We start from the raw sequence: 19094 nt of genomic DNA, 5'->3' as shown, positions 1-19094 counted from the left end.
ACGCCCAGCATTTCGCTCAGCTGTTGAAAGCCCAGCGCCACTTCGCCCAACGCCACCAGCGAGCCCACCGGCACGCCGGGTTTGGCCTGCACGAGGCGGTCCTTGATTTGTTCGGCGATGCCCCAGGCCTCAAACTGTTTGGCCAATTGCACGCCGCTCGGGCCCGTGGAATAGCCCAGCGTGGGCGCGGCCAGTACAGCGGCTTTGAGCGCGGCTTCGGTCGAGATGTCGGGCACGGGCTGGCCCGCAGGCACGGCCACCGCCACACCCGAGCGCACCAGATCGACTCGGCTGCCCGCCAGCACATGGCCGCTGGACACAAGTTTGTCGATGGCGTCGCTGGCCAGCACCACGCCGTCAAAGGCTTCACCTGCCTGTACACGCTTGGCGGCATCGACGCCGCCGACCGACTCGACCAACACCTGAACGCCAGGCGCTTGCGCTTGGTAAAGCGCCACCAGATCGGCCAGCAGGGGCTTGGTGGCCATGGAGGAAATGAGTCGCAGTGTGGTCATGTTGGGCGCTTTGAAAGGATGCTTCGTTGACCTTTGGATTATGGCCAAGGGCGAGGCCCGCGCCCGTGCGCCGCTTAAACTCACGGTCATGAGAATTTTGGGAATCGAATCTTCTTGCGACGAAACGGGCGTGGCCTTGGTGGAGACCACGGGCAGTGCCATGCCGCGCCTGATGTCACACGCGCTGTTCAGCCAGATCGAGATGCACCAGGCCTACGGCGGTGTGGTGCCCGAGTTGGCCAGCCGCGACCACATCCGCCGGGTGTTGCCGCTCACGCGCCAAGTGCTGGTCGAGGCGGGCGCCACTTTGGGTGATATCGACGTGCTGGCCTACACCCGGGGGCCGGGGCTGGCCGGGGCTTTGCTGGTGGGCTCGGGCGTGGCTTGTGCTTTGGCCGCGGCCTTGGGCAAGCCGGTGCTGGGCGTGCACCACCTGGAAGGGCATTTGCTCTCGCCGTTTTTAAGTGCCGATCCGCCCGAATTTCCCTTCATCGCCTTGTTGGTGTCGGGCGGGCACACCCAACTGATGCAGGTGGACAGCGTGGGCCGTTACAAGCTGCTGGGCGAGACGATTGACGACGCCGCAGGCGAAGCCTTTGACAAATCGGCCAAGCTCATGGGCTTGCCTTACCCCGGAGGCCCGGGCCTGTCGCGTCTGGCCGAGCAGGGCAACCCAGCCGCTTACAAGCTGCCGCGCCCGTTGCTGCACAGCGGCGATCTGGACTTTTCCTTTGCAGGCCTCAAGACGGCGGTGCTCACCCAAAGCCAGAAAATCGGCCCTGCCGCCCACACCGAAGGCGCGCCCGAACGGGCCGACCTGGCCGCATCCACCCAAGCCGCGATTGTGGAAGTGCTGGTCAAAAAATCGATGACCGCACTCAAGACCAGCGGCATGAAGCGCCTGGTGGTGGCCGGGGGCGTGGGGGCTAATCGCGAGCTGCGTGCCCAACTGAACGCCGCCTGCGCCAAAGCTGGGGTGCGGGTGCACTACCCGGAGCTGCATTTGTGCACCGACAACGGCGCCATGATCGCCATGGCCGCGGCCATGCGTTTGCAAGCCGGGGTGCAAACTGCCGAAGCGCGCTACAGCTTTGACGTCAAGCCCCGCTGGCCCTTGCAGGAACTCACCCCCGTTTGAGTTCCCTGCGTAAGCCCCGCTTGAATGCGGGTTAACCCGATGATGCGTGCCTTGGCTGGTTAAACTCCGCCCCTTTGCTTGCGCGCGAAGGGTCACGGCCTGGCGTCACTCTGTTTATGTTTTTTCTGCCTCTTTTCTCGCGACGCACTTGGGTGATTTTCGCTTTAGCCCTGTGTTGGGTGCCTGTCCAAGCCCAGTCTCCTGCGCCCATTCGGCTGGCGCTGATCGAAGGCCTGAGCGGCCCCTTTGCCAACACAGGTGAGGCGGTCGTGCGCAACATCGCCTGGGCGGTCGAGCGGGTCAATGCGCGTGGCGGCGTCAAAACCGCCCAAGGCATGCGGCCCATGGTGCTCGAGCGGTACGACAGCAAAGGCCAAAGCGAAGAGGCTTTGTCGGCCCTCAAATCGGCCATCGACGACGGCGCGCAGGTCGTGTTGCAAGGCAACTCATCGGCCAATGCGGCGGCCCTGATCGATGCCATCAACAAGCACAACGAGCGCGAACCCACCCGGCGCGTGCTGTTCCTCAATTATTCGGCGGTGGACCCGGCCTTGACCAACGAGAAATGCAGTTTCTGGCATTTCCGTTTCGATGCCCATGCCGACATGCGCATGGCGGCGCTCATGCAGGTCTTGCGCGAGGACCAAAGCATCAAGTCGGCCTATTTGATCGGTCAGGACTACAGCTTTGGCCAGGCGGTGCTGCGCGAGGCCCGGCGGCAGTTGGGCATGCAGCGCCCGGATGTTCAGATCGTGGGGGACGAGCTGCACCCCATGGGTCGGGTGAAAGACTTTTTGCCCTACGCGGCCAAGATCAAGGCCAGCGGCGCGCAGGCCGTGATCACGGGCAACTGGGGCAATGACCTGACACTCTTGGTCAAGGCCGCGCGCGAGGCCGGTTACGAAGGCAAGTTCTACACCTTTTATGGCAACGCCCTGGGCGCGCCTGCCGCCATCGGGGAGGCTGGTTTAGGGCGTGTGATTGCGGTGGCTGACTGGTTGCCCAATGTGCCGGGCGAGGCCAGTGCGCAGTTTTACAAGTCGTTCCGCCAGCGCTTTCCCAAGCCCTCCGAAGACTATGTCCATGTGCGCATGCAGCTCATGATCGAGGCGCTGGCACAGGCGGTGGAAAAAGCCGGAGACACCGACCCGGTGGCGGTGGCCTTGCAGCTGGAAAAAGCTCGCGTTGGCATCGCAGGGCAAAGCGGCAGCATGCGGGCGCAAGACCACCAGTTTCAGCAGCCGCTGGTCGTCGGCGTGATGGCTCGCCAGGGCACACCGGGTGTACCTTTTGACGTGGAAGGCTCGGGTTACGGTTTCAAAGTCGTGCGCCAAATCAAGGCCGAGCAGGCCCGCCTGCCCAGCACGTGCCAGATGGTGCGGCCTGGGTCCTGAGCGATTTTTCTGGCCTTTTTTCGATGACCCTGACGCAGGGTTTGACCCAATGGCCGAAAGTGTCACAGCGGCTAGTATCAAAGCCTGATTTACTTAACTTGCTAAGCATTTGGCGTTGGCGTTACAGCCTTGGGTCTGCATTGTTCTATCCAATACCCCCCAGCCCATCCAAGCACCCCCTGACATGCACATCGCGCACAACTACATTGACGGCCAATGGCTCAAGCCCAGCGGCGTTCACGCCATCGGGGATTCCATGAACCCCGCCACAGGCGAAAAAGCCGCCCAATTCGTGGCGGCGAGCGTGCAAGAGGTTGGCCACGCCATCGCTTGCGCCCGCACTGCATTTGAGACCACCACCTGGGCGCAGCAGCCCAAGCTGCGCGCTGACGTGTTGCGCTTGTTTGCCGATCGCCTGGAGCAGAACAAGGCGCAAGTGGTGCAAACGCTGGTGCAGCTCAACGGCAAATTGCAGCGCGAGGCCGAAGGCGAAGTCATGGCTGGCATTTCAGAGCTGCGGTATTACGCCGGGCTGGCGCGCAACCTGTTTGGCCGCGTCATCGAGATGGAGCCCGATGTTTACTCCCACATCGAGCGAGAAGCCATCGGTGTGGCCGCCATCATCGTGCCTTGGAACGCGCCTGTGACTTTGCTGGTGCGCTCTTTGGCCCCGGCGCTGGCTGCGGGTTGCACCGTGGTCATCAAGGCGGCGCACCAGACTGCGCTGGTGCACACCCAGGTCATGGCCTGTCTGGTGGCCGATGAGCGCATTCCGGCAGGCGTCATCAACTCCTTCATTGAGCAAGACATCGTGGCCACGCAGCACCTGTGCGCACACCCCGAGGTGGATGTCATCAGCTTCACCGGCTCGACCCATGTGGGCCAACAAATTGCCTTGTCGACAGCCAAAAACCTGACCCGACTGTCGCTGGAGTTGGGCGGCAAGGCACCCGCCATCGTGCGCGCCGATGCGGACATGACCGCTGCTGTGCGCGGCATCGTGGGCGGCGCTTGTGTCATGGCGGGGCAAATGTGCACCGCCATCAGCCGGGTGCTGGTGCACGAATCGGTGGCCGCTGACTTTTCTGTGCAATTGGCACAGGCTTTGTCCCTGGTTAAAGTGGGGCCGGGTGATCAGCCGAGCTCTGGCATGGGCCCCTTGATTGATCCGCGCAACCAGGCACGTTTGCTGGAAGAAGTGCGCGCGGCTGCGACAGACTGCCGCGTTTTGCTGGCGGGTCAGGTGCCCGCTGACACGCCTCGCGGCGGCGCATTCATCACGCCGTCGCTCGTGGCCACGCAAGACCTGAACAGCCATTTTGTGCAGGACGAAATTTTTGGTCCGATGATCACGCTGGAAACCTTCACCTCGGACGAAGACGCGGTACAGCGTGCCAACGCGACGCGTTACGGCCTGGCCGCATCGGTGTGGACCGCCGACCACCGGGCAGCCCGTCAAATCACCCGGCGCGTCAAGTTTGGCAATGTGTGGGTGAATGCGCACAACCGCTTGTTTGCCGAAATCGAAACCGGTGGCTACCGGCAAAGCGGATTTGGCCGTTTGCATGGCGTGGAAGGCCTGAACGACTTCATGGAAACCAAGCATGTGTTCATGCCCTGCAACGATTGACCCTCGCCGATGACCGACTCGACCCAGCCCAAGAAGACACACACCACGGCACGTTACTTTTTGGAGGGTCTGCAAGAGACCGGCATCCGCTACCTGTTTTCCAATCTGGGCACCGACCATGTGACCCTGATCGACGAGATGGCGCGCCTGCAAGCCGAGGGCCAAGCCATGCCCGAAGTGGTGCTGTGCCCCCATGAAAACGTGGCCATCCACATGGCGGGTGGTTACGCTGCGGTCACTGGGCAAGGGCAGGGCGTCATGGTGCATGTGGACGCCGGTACCGCCAACGCGGCCATGGGCATGCACAACCTGATGCGCGCCCGTTTGCCTGTGTTACTTATGGCGGGCAAAGCCCCGTATGCCTTGCACGGCGAAGTGCCTGGTGCCCGTGACAACTATGTGCACTACGTGCAAGACCCGTTTGACATCGGCTCGCTGGTGCGCCCTTACGTCAAGTGGGAATACAACCTGCCCTCGGGCGTGGTGGCCAAAGAGGTGGTGCGCCGCGCCCACAGCGTCATGCACACCGAGCCTGCAGGTCCGGTGTACATGACACTGCCGCGCGAGACCCTGGCTGAAACTTGGCCACCCGAGCAGGTCAAGTCTTACCCTGCCGCTCGCTATGGCGAGGTGCGCATGGGGGCCTTGCCTGCCGAAGCCACTTTGCAGATCGCCCGCGAGTTGATGGTGGCCGAGAACCCGCTGGTGATCACTTCCTATTTGGGCCGCAATCCCGAGGCGGTGCAGGCGCTGGAGGCTTTGGCCGAGTTGTGTGGCATTCGGGTGGTGGAGTTCAGCCCCACTTGGCTGTGCATCTCGCGCGAATCGCCTTGCTTTTTTGGCTTTGACCCCACACCGCTTTTGCCCGACACCGATTGGGGCTTGTTGCTCGACATTGACGTGCCCTGGCTGCCCCACCAAACCCGCCCCCGCGATGACACCCGCTGGGTGCACATCGACGTGGACCCGATCAAGAAGGATTTTCCGGCATGGGGTTTTGCCACCGACGTGCGCTGGCCTGCCGACTGCGCGCTGGCCTTGCGTGATTTGCACCAAGCGGTGCTGTCGCTGGCCGACGATGCCTTTCACCAGAAGGTGGTCCATCGCATGGCCAGCTGGCCCATGCAGCGCGAGCAGCGGCTGGCGCGTGTAGCCGCTGCCGCGCAAAACTCGGGAACAGAAGACGCCCTCAACCCGGCTTGGGTCTGCGCCCAAATTGGCTTGCAATTGCGCCCCGACGATGTGGTCATCAACGAAGCCATCCGCAATTCACCCGCCGTCTTGCAGCAAATTCCGCGCACCCGTCCCATGAGCTTCTTAGGGGGAGCAGGGGGTGGCCTGGGCTACAGCGCCGGCATGGCGCTGGGTGTCAAGCTGGCCCGGCCGCACGATCGGGTGGTGCACATCGAAGGCGACGGCGGTTTCCATTTTTCGACCCCCACTTCCGTTTATGCCGTGGCGCAAGCGCAAGGCCTGCCCATCTTCACGGTGGTGCTGGACAACGGCGGCTGGCAAGCCGTCAAGGAAGCGGTGCTGCGAGTGCACCCCGACGGCCCCGCTGCCCAGGCGGGCGAATTTCAGGCCCGTTTGAAAGGCGAAAAGCGCCAATTTGAGCAAGTGGCCCAGGCCTTTGGTGCGCACGGCGAGCGGGCCACCCGCGCAGAAGATTTGCCTGCGGCCATCGCACGCTGTTTGCAGGCGGTGGATGAAGGCCGCGCCGCTGTGTTGGTGGCTTCAGTGGCCAAGATTTGATTTTCACCCCCGCTAAAAAAAGGAGACTGACCATGACAACCCGCTTCACATCCCCCGCACGCCGCAAGCTGGTGGCCACCGCCGCTTTGTCTTTGGCCGCATCTTTGGCCACTTTGGCCCCGGCCCTGTCTTGGGCGCAAGCGGCCTGGCCCAACAAGGCCGTGCGCATCGTGGTGCCCTACGCGCCGGGCGGGGCCAACGACATTCTGGCCCGCGTGTTGGCTGAAAAACTCACTCCCGTTTTGGGCCAACCTGTTTTGGTGGAGAACAAACCCGGAGCAGGAGCCATGGTGGGCTCGGACTTTGTGGCCAAAGCGGCCCCAGATGGTTACACCTTGCTCATGGCGGCCAGCGGCCCCATGGTGTTCAATCCGGTTTTGGTGGCCAAGCTGCCCTACAACCCCTTGACCGATCTGGCCCCTATTTCCATCGTCGGTTCATTCCCATTGATCCTGGCCGTCAACGAGTCTTCTTCTGCCAAGACCTTCAAGGACCTGGTCGCCCTGTCCAAGGCCAGCCCGGACAAAAGCAACTACTCTTACCCGGCAGCGTCTTTCCAGCTGATCATGGAGTTGGTCAAAGCCAGGTCCGGCTTGAAAGCGCTGAACGTGCCCTACCAGGGCAGTGCGCCTTCCATCAACGCGGTGTTGACACAAGAAGTGCAAATGACCTTGATCGACTCTGGTCCGATTGCGGCCCTGGTGAAGTCCGGCAAGCTGCGCGCCTTGGCCGTGACTTCGGAGCAACGCCTGGCCAGCTACGCCCAGGTGCCCACCCTGAAAGAGCAGGGCATCGACCTGGCTGTCAACCTCTGGAGCGGTTTGTTGGCCCCCACTGGCACACCCGAGCCGATCCTCAAACGACTGCAAGAAGAAGTGGCTCGCATCATGGCCCTGCCGGACGTGGCCGAGCGCATGGCCAAACTGGACATCCGCCCCTTGGGCACCAGTTCTGCCGACATGGGCAAAACCATGGCCAGTGAAATTCAGCTGTGGAGCCAGGTGGCCAAAGACAACAACATCCAGGCCAAATGATTCGCAGCGGGCGCATCGCCATTGCCGGGGCGGGCATTGCAGGTTTGACCACCGCCCTGGCCTTGCTGCAGCAAGGCTTCAAAGTCGATGTGTTCGAGCAAGCCGCGCAACTGGGCGAGCTGGGTGCGGGTTTGCAAATTTCACCCAACGGCTCACGCGTCTTGCTGGCGCTGGGTTTGGGTGAGGCCTTGCAAAGCGTTGTCAGTCCAGCGCGGGGCAAGGAAATCCGGATGTGGAACACCGGACAGCGCTGGAAGCTGTTTGACTTGGGCGACGATTGCTCAGCGCGTTTTGGCGCGCCTTACTGGATGGTGCACCGGGGTGATTTGCACCGGGTCTTGCGGGACGCTTTCGAAGCGCGATCAGACCAGCCCGTGCGCTTGAATGCGCGGGTGGTCAAAGCGCGCAGCACGGCCTCTGGCGTAACGTTCGAATTGCATGACGGCACTCAGCACAGTGCCTGTGCTTTGCTGGCGGCCGACGGTGTGCACTCGGTGCTGCGCGAACAAGTGCTGGGCGAAGACAAAGCGCAATTCACCGGCTTGCTGGCCTGGCGCGGGCTGGTGCCGGTGCAGCGCGTGTCTGAACACCTGCGGGCGCAGGTTGGCACCAATTGGGTCGGCCCAGGGGCGCACGTCATCACCTACCCGGTGCGGTGTGGGCAGTTGATGAACGTGGTGGGCATCATTGAGCGCGATGGCTGGCGCAGCGAATCCTGGACCGAACGCGGCACCCACGCCGAGTTGTTGCAGGACTTTGGTCATTGGCATACCGATGTGTGCGAGTTGATGTCGGCCATCGAACAGCCTTTCAAATGGGCTCTGCTGGGCCGCGTCCCGCAAACTGGTTGGGCGCAAGGCAACATCTGCCTCTTGGGTGACGCCGCGCACCCCACCTTGCCATTTTTGGCGCAAGGGGGCAACATGGCCATAGAAGATGCCGCCGTCATGGCACGTTGCCTGGCCTTGGATGAACCGACCGAACACGCCTTGGCCCGCTTTGAAAAACTGCGCTGGCAGCGCACCGCCGACATCGTCAACCGGTCGCGTGACAACGCCCAGCGGTTTCACAACCCCCAGCTGTCGGACCCCGCCAAAGCGGTGGACTATGTCAGCAGCGAGTGGGAGCCCGAAAAAGTTCGTCGCCGCTACGACTGGCTGTTTGAATACGACCCTTTGAAAGTGCCGTTATGACTTTGAATGCACCCGTTGTGGTGGTGGGCGCGGGGCCAGTGGGCATGACCCTGGCGCTGTGCCTGGCGCGCCGGGGCATCGCCTGCACCTTGGTCGAGAGGCGGCCTGCGGGCGCGCTGCCCGACGTCAAATGCAACCACATCTCGGCCCGCAGCATGGAGCTTTTTCGCGCGCTGGGTGTGGCCCAAGACCTGCGTGCTGCTGGCTTGCCCGACGACTACCCGCACGACGTGTCGTACCGCACCAGCACCGTGGGGCAAGAAATCTCCCGCATCCACATTCCTGGGCGCAGCACCCGCCTGACCGACCACAGCGGCCCGGACGGCAACTGGCCCACGCCCGAGCCACCGCACCGCATCAACCAGCGTTACATCGAGCCGATTTTGGCCAGGCATGTGGCCCAGCAAGGCTTGATCACCACCTTGTACCGGCACCAAGTGCTGGACTTTGAACAAGCCGAGGGGCAGGTGAGCGTGCGCATTCAAAACCTGGACACGCCCGATGCGCCGCCGCTGCAAATTCAGGCCGCTTATCTGGTGGGTTGCGATGGTGGCCGCTCGGCGGTGCGCAAAGCCATTGGGGCCCAACTGGTGGGCGACGAGGTGGTGCAGCGGGTGCAAAGCACCTGCATCCGAGCCCCTGGTTTGCTGGCGCGCCTGCAGGCCCCGGCGGCCTGGGCCATGTTCACCGTCAACCCACGACGCAGCGGCAATATTTACGCCATCGACGGCCAAGAGGTCTGGCTCATCCACAACTACCTGCGCGACCACGAAGCCGACTTTGACGCGGTGGACCGCGATTGGGCCATCCGCACGATCTTGGGTGTCGGCGAAGATTTTCAATACGAACAGATGAGCCGCGAAGACTGGTTCGGCCGCCGCCTGGTCACTGACAAGCTGCGCGTAGGCCGCGTGTTTTTGGCCGGAGACGCTGCGCACTTGTGGGTGCCCTATGCCGGTTATGGCATGAACGCGGGCCTGGCCGATGCCGCCAATTTGGCTTGGCACCTGTCGGCGCAAATCGAAGGCTGGGCCGCGCCCGAAGCCCTGGTCGCCTACGAAAAAGAACGCCACCCGATCACCGAACAGGTCTCGCGCTTTGCCATGGACCATGCACACGCCATGAGCCTGCGTCGGCGCGAGATTCCTCTGAATCTGGAAGACGACAGCCTTGAAGGGCAGGCAGCCCGCGAGGCCTTTGGTCAAAACTTGTACGACCTGAACGTGCAGCAGTACTGCTGCGCAGGGCTGAACTTTGGTTACTACTACGACCAGTCACCCGTGATGGTCTATGACGGCGACAAAGCGCCCGAGTACAGCATGGGCAGCTTCACCGCTTCGACCGTGCCCGGTTGCCGTGCGCCGCATTTTTGGCTGGGTGAAGGGCAGTCGCTGTACGACGCCTTGGGCCCTGCCTACACCTTGTTGTGTTTGCAGCCAGGGCAGGACGAAGCGTTGGAGGCGCTGCAAGCAGCGGCCGAGCAGCAAGGCATGCCGCTTCGGGTGCTGGACGTGTCGGGTGTGCAGAACCTGCCGCCCGAATACCAACACCCCTTGCTCATGGTGCGGGCCGACGCCCACACCGTGTGGCGTGGACATGGGCTGGATGACGCGTCAGCCCAAGCCTTGGTGGCCACTTTGTGTGGCCGAGGTCACCTCACTCCAGCTTGATGTTGGCCTTCTTGATCAGATCGCCAAAGCGCGTGAATTCCTGACGGTTCAGTTGCGCAAATTGCTCGGGCGAGATGGTGCCCGGTTCGCCGCCCAGGCCTTTGAGTTTGGTCTGGATGTCAGGCATTTTCAGAATTTTGGCCAGCTCGGTTTGCAGGCGCTGCGTCACTTCGGGAGGGGTGCCGGTGGTCACGAACATGCCGTACCAAGTGCTCATCTCGAAGCCGCTGACACCGGCCTCGGCCAGCGTGGGCACTTGGGGCAATTCGCTGCTGCGGGTGGCGGTGGTCAGGGCCAGGGGCTTGAATTTGCCGGCCTTGATCTGGCCCATGGCCGACGAGGTGGTGTCGAACATGATCTGCACGTTGCCGCCGATGATGTCCAGGTGCGCCTGGCTGCTGCCCCGGTACGGTACATGGATGCTTTTCACGCCAGCGGCCAGGTTGAAGCCCTCGCCTGCGATGTGCTGGGTGCTGCCCACGCCGGACGACGCATATTTGAAATCGTTGGGTTTGGCCTTCATCAGCGTCACCAATTCGGCCACATTGTTGGCAGGCACGTTGGCCCCCACCACCAGCACGTTGGGCACCGTGACGATCAAGCCCACAGGCGTCAGGTCCTTGATCGGGTCAAAGCTGAGTTTGATCAGGTGCGGGGCAATGGCTTGCCCGGTGTTGGTGGCGACCAGCAGGGTGTGGCCATCGGCCGGGGCTTTGGCGGTCAGGTCCGCAGCAATGGTGTTGGAAGCACCGGGTTTGTTGTCGACCACAAACGAGCCCTTGAAGGCCTCGCCCATTTTTTCGGCCAGCATGCGGGCAATGATGTCGGTGCCGCCGCCTGCGTTGGCCCCCACCATGATGCGCACTGGCTTGGTGGGGTAGCTTTGCGCCATACCCAGCAAGGGCATGGCCAGCAGGGCCGGGATCAGGATTTTCTTCAACTTCATGGCAAGGTTTCCTTAGGGGTGGACGGGATTGAACGGCGAGAGGCGGCCATGCGGGCGGCCAATTCAAAGGCGTTGGTCATGGCTTGCGGATTGGCCACACCCTGACCTGAGATGTCGTAAGCCGTGCCATGGGCCGGGGTGGTGATGGGGCAGGGCAGGCCGCCATGCACCGTCACGCCTTGCTCAAAACCCATCAGCTTCATGGCGATCTGGCCTTGGTCGTGGTACATGGTCACCACACCGTCGTAGCCGCCCGGCGAACGGATGGCGCGCACAAAGGTGGTGTCTGCTGGAAAGGGGCCATCGGCGGCAAAGCCCATGGCGGCAGCTTGCTGCACACCCGGCGTGATGATGCGGCCTTCCTCGTCGCCGTAGTTGCCGTTGTCGCCGTTGTGCGGATTGAGTCCACAAACCGCGATGCGCGGACTGGCGACGCCAGAGGCCTGCAGGGCCTGCGAAATCATGCGGATAGCGTCGGCCACTTTGTCCGGGCTCAGCAAGCTGGAGACTTCGTTCAGGGGGACATGCGAGGTCACCCGCGCGGTCCAGAGGTTTTTCAGCACGTTGAGCTCGCCGCAGACGCCGCTGAAGTGCATGTGTTCGGCAAACCAGCGCAATTCGTCTTCCTGGTTCATGCCGCCTTGGCGCAGGGCTGACTTGTTCAGCGGGGCAAAGCAAAAAGCATCGGCTTGGCCAGAGGTCACCAGGTCCACACCGGCGGCCAAAGCCTCGATCATGTAGCGGCCGTTCTGGGCGTTGGCCACACCGCGCTCAAAAGCAGGGGCGTTGGCGCCAGACCAGTCGTGCCAGACCACTTCAGGAGGGACCTCGATCGACCTTTTCTGGCCGATCAAGATCACCCGGGCGTGCGTTTTCCACGAGAGGTTGTGCAGCATTTTTTCGACAAGTTCTGGGCCGATGCCTGCAGGGTCGCCGGTAAAGAGGGCCAGTGTGGGCAGTGTCATGTGTAGGCTTTGGTTAAGTGCGCTGGCGGATGCTTGTCATCCGTCAATACGGACAATGCTAGGCAGGCGATCCAAGCTGGTCAAGCTCTGGTTTTCCCCCGTACTTCCAGCCCATGCCTTCACATGACCCCTCCAGCCAATGTGGCGCTCACCCATGCCACCCGCGCAAGACGGATCACGCCTTTGCGGCGCAAAAAGCCTCTACCAGGGCCTATAGCTTGGCGCTTATTGCGCTGTCTTTGACCAGACCACGCCCGCATCCAGCGGGTAAATTGGCCGGCGTAGTTTTTTGAACTGCAGCTCGCTGTAGTCCGAGGTGCAAGCCCCCGCGCCTGCGCATTCCACCGTGGCACCGGCCAGGTGGCCCAGGCCAGCGCGCCAGTGCACCCGGCTTTTGAGCACCACAAAACTCTTTTGTGTTGGGTCGATGCCCAGGCACAGCAGGGCGTTCACGTCAAAGGGCTCGACGTGGCGAGAGATCAGCGCCACCTCAGCATCGCCCGTGTCGATCACCACTGCTTGGCCCATGTTCTGGCGGGCACCCTGGCTCATGGGGCCTTTGTTGCGGTATTTTCCGTTCGAAATCAGCTTGACCACGCCAGTCAGTTCGATCGGTGCGCTGCGGTGCGGCATGAGCGGCATGGCCATCTTGCCGCCTACTTGCAAACGCACCTGTGCCCCGATGCCGGCCGCGATGGCCTCTTGCACAGCCTGCGGGTCAAAAATCGCAAACACCGCCACGTTGCGCAAGCCCTGGCGCAGCACCTCGGCCAGCACAGTGGTGGTGTCCATGGTGCCGCCCGAGGCAGCATTGTCGTAATGGTCGAGGAGCATCACCGGATAGTCGGTCAGCGTTTTGGCACGGGCCACCGACGCGGCCAGCGGTTCCAGTTCGTACACCCATTGTGCTCGGCTGTCCCAGGCCATTTGCATCAGCTCGTCGCGCAGGCGTTGGGCCAGCGCCGGGTCGTTGTCGGTCACCACCACCACCGACATGCCCGCGTTTTCGATGTCGGCGTGCGGAAAACCGGTGAACACGCTGGCGCACAGAGCGCCTTCTTTTTCCATTTGCTGGGCACGCGCCTGGATGGAGCGGTTGGGTTCGTCCAGCGAGCTTTGCCGCATGATGTGCGGGATCATGGGCAAGCGGCCCCAGGCCGTGGTCGGCTTGGCCTGACCCTGGAGCAGCTTGAGCAAAGCCGAGCCCGCCCGCACGCCGGTGCCATACATGTCCACATGCGGGTAGGTCTGGTAGCCCGCTACGATTTGCGCCAACTCGACCATGTCGGTGTAGACGTTGGCGTGCATGTCGTAAGCCACGCCAATGGGCGTTTTGGGGTCGATGGCGCGGATACGGCGCAGCAACTCGCCTTCGCCGTCTTCGTGGCTCTGGCTCACCATGGCCCCGTGCAGGTCCAGCAAGATGCCGTCAAAACCGCCGCGCGCCACGGCTTGCAAAATCGCCTCGCTCATGGCCTCGTAGGCCTCGTCAAACACCAGCCCGCTGGGCGCGGCGTGCGCCCCTAGGGCCAGCTCAAACTGTGCTCCCGCCTTCTCGGCCAAATCAATGAATGCCCCGGTGGCCGTGCCCGTGCCCCGAAAGGCCGCAATGGCCGCCTCGCCTCGCGGTGGCACCTCACCCGGACCGAGTGCAAAGCGCTGTAATTCGGTGGGCACCGGCGAGAAGGTGTTGGTCTCGTGCATCATCATCGCGATCAGCAAACGCATGGCAGGCTCTCCAGTTCAACAGACGGTCATGATGAACCCGTTGGCCTGCAGCCCACAGTCTCCGAGGTGCCAGTGTGGGCGAGGATGTGCGTTTGTCCGGATTGACAGCCAGACTCGCGGGATCAAGACTGAACCCTCTTTTTGGAGATTGCGCATGTTCCCTTGCATCGATACATTGGGTGCCGCCTCGGCCCACGAGCGCGGTCAAATTTATGGCCGCCAAGCCCAAGACCGCATCCAGCACAGCGTGGTCACCTACGCCCGTTTGTTTGCCGCCTGCGGCATCGACTGGGCCAGCGCCTGCGAGCGCGCCATGCGCTTTGAGCCGGTGATTGCGCAGGTCGATGCCGATCTGATGGCCGAGCTGCGCGGCATGGCCCAAGGCAGCGGTCAAAGCCTGGGCAGCCTGATGGCGCTGAACTGCCGCACCGAAATTTTGCCGCCCACGTTTTTGACGGACGCTCCGCACCTGAAAGAAGCTGCCCAAGCCGCCTCGGTCGCCAACCGCACCGCAGGCTTGCCCGACTGGCTGGCCGATGCGCCCTGGGACGGCGCTTTGAAAGACGGCGAGTGCACCGCCATGGGTGTGACGGCGGCTGCCAGCCGCACAGGCCAAGCTTGGCTCGCCCAAAACTGGGACTGGATGGGCCGCCAGCGCGAAGCCCTGGTGCTTTTGCACACCCAAGGCCCCAGCGGCCAAAGCATCACCACCCTGACCGAGGCCGGCATGCTGGCCAAGATCGGCATCAACCAATCGGGCTTTGCCTTGGGGCTGAACATCTTGCGCTCCCACCGCGACGGCACTCGCGTGGGCGTACCGGTGCATGTGCTGCTGCGGCATTTGCTCGACTGCTGCTCGGTGGCGCACGCCCGCGAGCGTTTGCATGCTTTGCAGACGGAACTGGGACTGGGCTTTGGCGCGGCCTCGAACGTGCCTTGCGCTGACGCCGAGGGTCAGGCCGCCTGCTTTGAAGTCTCGCCTGCAGGCTGGGCCGAGGTCACGCCCACCGAAGGCGTTGTGGTGCACACCAACCATTTCGTGTGTGAATCGCTGCTGGCTGAGCAAGCCCCCATGGGCCCGGGTTTGTCGAGCCACAACCGTTTGAGCACCGCTGGGCAACACGCTTTGAAAACCCCCATCGGTCAAGCTGATCTGGAGCGCTTCTTGCGTGACGAGTCTGACGGCTTTTTGTCCATTTGCCGCAGCCCCGACCCGAGCGTTCCGCCGGAAAGCCGCGTCGAAAGCGTGGCGGGCATCGTCATGCACACCCAGCCTCCGGCCATGTGGCTGGCCTGTGACGTGCCAAGCCGCGTGGCGTTTGAGTCGGTGCCTTTGGCCGCTGCTTTTCTGCAGTTCAAGGGGCTGCAGGATCAGGCCATCGCTGCTTGAGCAAGTCCAGCACATCCTGCCAAGCCTGAGGGCCTGTCACAGGGTGGCGTCCGGCGAGAACGCCCAGACCCGGATGTGGGCCATTGGGTACGCGGGGCAAGTGCTGAACTTGCCCCACCGGGTTGTCAAAACCGTGGTGGCTGTCCGGGTACAGCTTGAAGCTCATGCCAGATCGCTGGCCCAAGGCCACACAGGGCGCGGCAGGCGTCCAGTCGTCTGCCGCCCCCAGCAGCATGTGCACGGGCCAGCTCGGCTGATAAGCCCGCCCAAGTGCGTCGGCGCAGCCTGGGTAAAAGGCCAGCGCCACGTCGGGTGTCACACTGGGTTGAGGGAGTTTATGCTGGCTGTCCGAGCTGGCCAGCACGGTGCTGCCGCCGTGGGACCAGCCCAGCAAGGCCACGCGTTGGCGATCCGTCCAGGCTTGTTGGGCAAGCCAAGCCAAGGTGGCGTGAACATCGCTGCGCCGATGGCTTTGCCTGACTTGGCGCGACGCCATGCTTTGTTCGCACAAACTGGTTTCTTGCCTGGGTGTGAGGCTGTCGGGCCAGACCACGCTGTAGCCTTGTGCCAGCAACAAATCGGTCATGCCTTGATGGCGTGCGCTGAGCTGGCCTTTGCGCGAGCCGACAGTGGCATAAATGCCGCCGCACCCGTGCAAAGCGATCACCACCGGGCGGGGGGTGGCATGGGTCTTTTGTGCCGGATGAAAGACCCAGGTTTTCAGCGCCAGACCGTTGGCACCGGGTACAAGCTCGGACACGGGTTGAGCCTGTGCCGATGGCCCCAGCCCCAACCCCAAGCACAGCCAAAGACCGCAGCGGCGCAGGAACTGAAGCAGGTGCACAGCGCTTACCGTATGCCGTGTTGACCCAGGTGCCGCACCGCGTCTGACACACGCATGTCCAACTGCAGGCCCTGCGCCAGAGCCAGCGCGTTCAGGCCATTGACCACGCCGTTGTCCAGCCCGTCTTGCGCCTCGCCAATGCGCGCCGAGGTGTGGGCATACAAAATGGCCAGCACGCCCACCGCCTGCAATTCATGCAGCGCCACGCGACCAGCGTCGTCCTTGCCGCCACCGGCGTCGTTGAAGGCCACGGCGTAGGGTTTGTGGGTTTGCGCTGTCACAAAATGCGAGGCCGACAAACCCCCGTGCGAGCCCGACACGATCACCGCGCCGGCATGGCTGGCGTTGACCAGCGCAATCGAGTCGAGCAAAACCAGTGCGCGCTGCGTCATCGCATTTCCTTTGCCACATCTTGCTCGAAGCTGGCTTCCTTTAAAGGGGCTTTTTCGGCCATCCAGCCGCTGTACACGGTTTGGAAATCCGCCACGATTTGCGCCAGCGGCATGTCGTCGAAGGTGCCGCGCTGGTTCACGTATTCCATGTGCCGGTTGCCCGCCTTGTCAAAGGGGTGGTAGATCGAGTCGTGGCGTCCGTCAAACTCCAGCGGCAGCAGGCGGAACTTGTCGCACAGCTCGATGTTGAAGGCGGGTGTGGCCTTGACCCATTGGCCGTCCAGCCAAATGTCGGCATAGCCGTGCCAGATGAACACATCGGTCTGCATGGTCTGGCGCAAGCGCTCGGTGCTCAGGTGGTTGCGCACATCGGCGTAACCCAAGCGGGCGTGCAGACCGGCGGCGCGGCAAGCCGCCGCCATCAAGGCCGCCTTGGGCACACACCAACCCGAGCCTTGGGCAATGACCGAGCTGGCGCGCATGCCCTCGGTGGACAGCTCGATGCGGTAAGGGTCGTAGCGGAACTGGTCGCGCACCGCCAGATACAGCGACACCGCGCGTTCGCGGTCGGTGGCGCCTTGTGCGTGCTGGCGCGCCAGGGCGATCACATCCGGGTGGTCGCTGTCGATCAGGGCCGTGGCGGCCAGCGTGGCGGGGGAGGGCAGGTCGGTCATGCAGCGCACTGTAGCGCGTGTGCCAGCGCCGGGCTGTCACGCTGGCTATAGTGGCTTGTCGCGCTCTGGATGGGGCGCTGTTCAGGAAGGACCTTCATGGCGTCGGTGTTGAATTTCGGAGCGGTGCGGGTGCACCTGGGCGAAAAATCGGGCAAATACCCCGACGGCAACCAGCTCATCGTGCAGGGGGCCGACATGCGCGTGGCCTTTGACACCCCCGAGGTGGCCAACCGCATCGGCCCCGAGCTGGACACGGTGGACCTGGTCATCTTGGGCCATGTGCACGAAGACCACATGGCGGGGTTGCACCGCCTGCCGCACGCCCCTGTGCAAGTGCACGAGGCCGATCTGGCCGCCGCGCAATCGTGGGACGGCTTGTGCCAACACTACGGTTACCCCGCCGAGGTCCTGGACGCCATGCACGCCATCGTGCAAAAGGATTTCCATTACCAGCCCCGGCCCGATGCCACCGGTTACAGCGACGGCGCGGTCTGGGACCTGGGCGGCGGCGTGCGGGTGCGGGCGCACCACCTGCCGGGCCACACCGCAGGGCATTGCGCCTTAGTGGTGGAAAGCGAAGGCCTGGCCTTCATTGGCGACATCGACCTGAGCGGCTTTGGCCCGTATTACGGCGACGCCACCTCCAGCCTGAGCGACTTCCGCCGCACCCTGAAAAAAGTCGCCGAGCTGGACGCCCGCATCTGGGCCACCTCGCACCACAAAGCGGTGATCACCGACCGGGCGCAGTTTTTGGCCGATTTGGCGCGCTTTGCCAGCAAGATCGACGAGCGCAGCGCGCAACTCCTGGGCTATTTGCAGACCCCGCACAGCCTGGACGCGCTGGTGGACCGCCGTCTGCTGTACCCGCAAGGTTACGACGTGCCCTTTGTGCCCTGCGCTGAGCGCAACACCATCGGCATGCACCTGACTGAGTTGCAGGCGCAAGGGCAAATCCAGGCGCTGGACGATGGCCGCTTTGTGGCGGTTTGATTTTATTCAACGCTTTACCATTCACTGAACAGGAGACCCCACATGACCCCCGAACAACTTTTGCAGCACCACGACCAAGCCCGTTTGTGGGGCCAGCCCCCCGGCGTGGTGGGCGGCCCTGATACGGCTGCGGCCTACCAACAAGCCTTGGCCGTGCGCCAGTTGCGCCAGCAGCGTGGCGAAGTGGCCAAGGGCTACAAAATTGGCTTCACCAACCGCACGCTGTGGCAGCGCTACGAGGTGTTTGGCCCCATGTGGGGCACGGTCTGGGACACAGGCCTTGGCTTTGCCGAGCCCGCCGCATCGGGGGCGGCCGAAGGCAGCATCGACCTGACCCACACCTGCCAGCCCCGGCTGGAGCCCGAAATCGTCTTCGGCATGAAGGCCACGCCAGCGGCCAACGCCAGCCTGCAGCAGTTGTTCGAGGCCATCGACTGGATCGCACCGGGTTTTGAAGTCGTTCAGTCGCACTGCCTGGACTGGAAGTTCACCGCCACCGACACCATGGCCGACAGCGGCTTGCACGCCCGCCTGCTGGTGGGCCAGCGCCTTCCCATCCAGCAACTGGCCGCAGATGCGCAGGCCCTTCACACCTTGCTGGCGCAGGCCCAGGTCACGCTGTTCAAAAACGGCCAAGCGGTGGAGCAGGGCACTGGCACCAACGTGCTCGACAGCCCGCTGAATGCCTTGCACCACTTTTTGAAAGAACTGCGCCAATGCCCCGGCGCGGTCGACCTGCAAGCGGGCGACGTGATCACCACCGGCACCTGGACCGACGCCTGGCCTTTGCAAGCGGGTGAAAGCTGGCGCGCCGAGTTTTCTGCGCCCTTGGGCAGCCT

The 19094-nt window shown here is 63.3% G+C and carries 17 protein-coding genes; 10 read left to right on the top strand and 7 right to left on the bottom strand.

Features of this window, described 5'->3' with window-relative positions:
* On the bottom strand, nucleotides 1-515 hold a 515-nt coding region (locus tag ACIQ47_RS09335), incomplete at its 3' end, for a substrate-binding domain-containing protein (protein ID WP_396437871.1).
* An 88-nt stretch (nucleotides 516-603) separates the two neighbouring features.
* Between ACIQ47_RS09335 and tsaD the strand changes: the two genes are divergently transcribed.
* From tsaD to ACIQ47_RS09300, 7 genes are all read left to right on the top strand, one after another.
* A complete protein-coding gene (tsaD, locus tag ACIQ47_RS09330) occupies nucleotides 604-1653 on the top strand; it encodes a tRNA (adenosine(37)-N6)-threonylcarbamoyltransferase complex transferase subunit TsaD (protein ID WP_396437870.1) in 1050 nt (349 codons plus the stop codon).
* 116 nt (nucleotides 1654-1769) lie between these two features.
* The gene (locus ACIQ47_RS09325) at nucleotides 1770-3047 is read left to right on the top strand and encodes a branched-chain amino acid ABC transporter substrate-binding protein (protein WP_396437869.1); all 1278 of its coding nucleotides are present in this window, start codon (nucleotides 1770-1772) and stop codon (nucleotides 3045-3047) included.
* 184 nt (nucleotides 3048-3231) lie between these two features.
* Nucleotides 3232-4677 carry an aldehyde dehydrogenase family protein gene (locus ACIQ47_RS09320; RefSeq protein WP_396437868.1) on the top strand — a complete coding sequence of 482 codons (1446 nt, stop codon included), beginning with the start codon at nucleotides 3232-3234 and terminating at the stop codon, nucleotides 4675-4677.
* Between the two features lie 9 nt (nucleotides 4678-4686).
* Complete coding sequence (locus tag ACIQ47_RS09315) at nucleotides 4687-6429, top strand: thiamine pyrophosphate-requiring protein (protein ID WP_396437867.1); 1743 nt, start codon at nucleotides 4687-4689, stop codon at nucleotides 6427-6429.
* 32 nt (nucleotides 6430-6461) lie between these two features.
* Nucleotides 6462-7463 carry a Bug family tripartite tricarboxylate transporter substrate binding protein gene (locus ACIQ47_RS09310; RefSeq protein WP_396437866.1) on the top strand — a complete coding sequence of 334 codons (1002 nt, stop codon included), beginning with the start codon at nucleotides 6462-6464 and terminating at the stop codon, nucleotides 7461-7463.
* Nucleotides 7460-8656 (top strand): FAD-dependent monooxygenase, encoded by a 1197-nt coding sequence (locus tag ACIQ47_RS09305; protein ID WP_396437865.1) that lies wholly within the window; start codon nucleotides 7460-7462, stop codon nucleotides 8654-8656. The genes ACIQ47_RS09310 and ACIQ47_RS09305 overlap by 4 nt, the downstream gene beginning before the upstream one ends.
* Nucleotides 8653-10326: an FAD-dependent monooxygenase gene (locus ACIQ47_RS09300; protein WP_396437864.1), complete on the top strand. Its 1674-nt coding sequence runs from the start codon at nucleotides 8653-8655 to the stop codon at nucleotides 10324-10326. Before ACIQ47_RS09305 ends, ACIQ47_RS09300 begins: the two co-directional genes overlap by 4 nt.
* Here the strand turns inward: ACIQ47_RS09300 and ACIQ47_RS09295 are convergent.
* From ACIQ47_RS09295 to ACIQ47_RS09285, 3 genes are all read right to left on the bottom strand, one after another.
* Nucleotides 10313-11272 (bottom strand): Bug family tripartite tricarboxylate transporter substrate binding protein, encoded by a 960-nt coding sequence (locus ACIQ47_RS09295; protein WP_396437863.1) that lies wholly within the window; start codon nucleotides 11270-11272, stop codon nucleotides 10313-10315. The two genes, ACIQ47_RS09300 and ACIQ47_RS09295, sit on opposite strands and share 14 nt — an antisense overlap.
* Nucleotides 11269-12237, bottom strand: coding sequence for a 4-hydroxythreonine-4-phosphate dehydrogenase PdxA (locus ACIQ47_RS09290; protein ID WP_396437862.1), 969 nt, complete (start codon nucleotides 12235-12237; stop codon nucleotides 11269-11271). Before ACIQ47_RS09290 ends, ACIQ47_RS09295 begins: the two co-directional genes overlap by 4 nt.
* Nucleotides 12238-12462: 225 nt before the next feature.
* On the bottom strand, nucleotides 12463-13965 hold the full coding sequence (locus tag ACIQ47_RS09285; RefSeq protein WP_396437861.1) for a M81 family metallopeptidase: 1503 nt from the start codon (nucleotides 13963-13965) through the stop codon (nucleotides 12463-12465).
* Nucleotides 13966-14119: 154 nt separating this feature from the next.
* Between ACIQ47_RS09285 and ACIQ47_RS09280 the strand changes: the two genes are divergently transcribed.
* On the top strand, nucleotides 14120-15355 hold the full coding sequence (locus ACIQ47_RS09280) for a C45 family autoproteolytic acyltransferase/hydolase (RefSeq protein ID WP_396437860.1): 1236 nt from the start codon (nucleotides 14120-14122) through the stop codon (nucleotides 15353-15355).
* Here the strand turns inward: ACIQ47_RS09280 and ACIQ47_RS09275 are convergent.
* The 3 genes from ACIQ47_RS09275 to ACIQ47_RS09265 form a co-directional block, all read right to left on the bottom strand.
* Nucleotides 15321-16115, bottom strand: coding sequence for a dienelactone hydrolase family protein (locus tag ACIQ47_RS09275; RefSeq protein WP_396437859.1), 795 nt, complete (start codon nucleotides 16113-16115; stop codon nucleotides 15321-15323). The genes ACIQ47_RS09280 and ACIQ47_RS09275 overlap by 35 nt on opposite strands.
* Nucleotides 16116-16204: 89 nt before the next feature.
* Nucleotides 16205-16591 (bottom strand): hypothetical protein, encoded by a 387-nt coding sequence (locus tag ACIQ47_RS09270; RefSeq protein WP_396437858.1) that lies wholly within the window; start codon nucleotides 16589-16591, stop codon nucleotides 16205-16207.
* Nucleotides 16588-17265, bottom strand: coding sequence for a transglutaminase domain-containing protein (locus tag ACIQ47_RS09265; protein WP_396437857.1), 678 nt, complete (start codon nucleotides 17263-17265; stop codon nucleotides 16588-16590). The genes ACIQ47_RS09270 and ACIQ47_RS09265 overlap by 4 nt, the downstream gene beginning before the upstream one ends.
* A 96-nt stretch (nucleotides 17266-17361) precedes the next feature.
* Here ACIQ47_RS09265 and ACIQ47_RS09260 point away from each other — a divergent pair, with 96 nt between their 5' ends.
* The gene (locus ACIQ47_RS09260; protein ID WP_396437856.1) at nucleotides 17362-18255 is read left to right on the top strand and encodes an MBL fold metallo-hydrolase; all 894 of its coding nucleotides are present in this window, start codon (nucleotides 17362-17364) and stop codon (nucleotides 18253-18255) included.
* Between the two features lie 42 nt (nucleotides 18256-18297).
* Nucleotides 18298-19094: 2-keto-4-pentenoate hydratase (locus tag ACIQ47_RS09255; RefSeq protein WP_396437855.1), on the top strand; the 797-nt coding region annotated here is incomplete at its 3' end.

It is taken from the genome of Limnohabitans sp. (assembly GCF_044373035.1).
Taxonomy (GTDB): Bacteria; Pseudomonadota; Gammaproteobacteria; order Burkholderiales; family Burkholderiaceae_C; genus Limnohabitans_A.
Note: the sequence above shows the minus strand (reverse complement) of the source record. Positions and strands in the feature narration are given on the sequence as shown.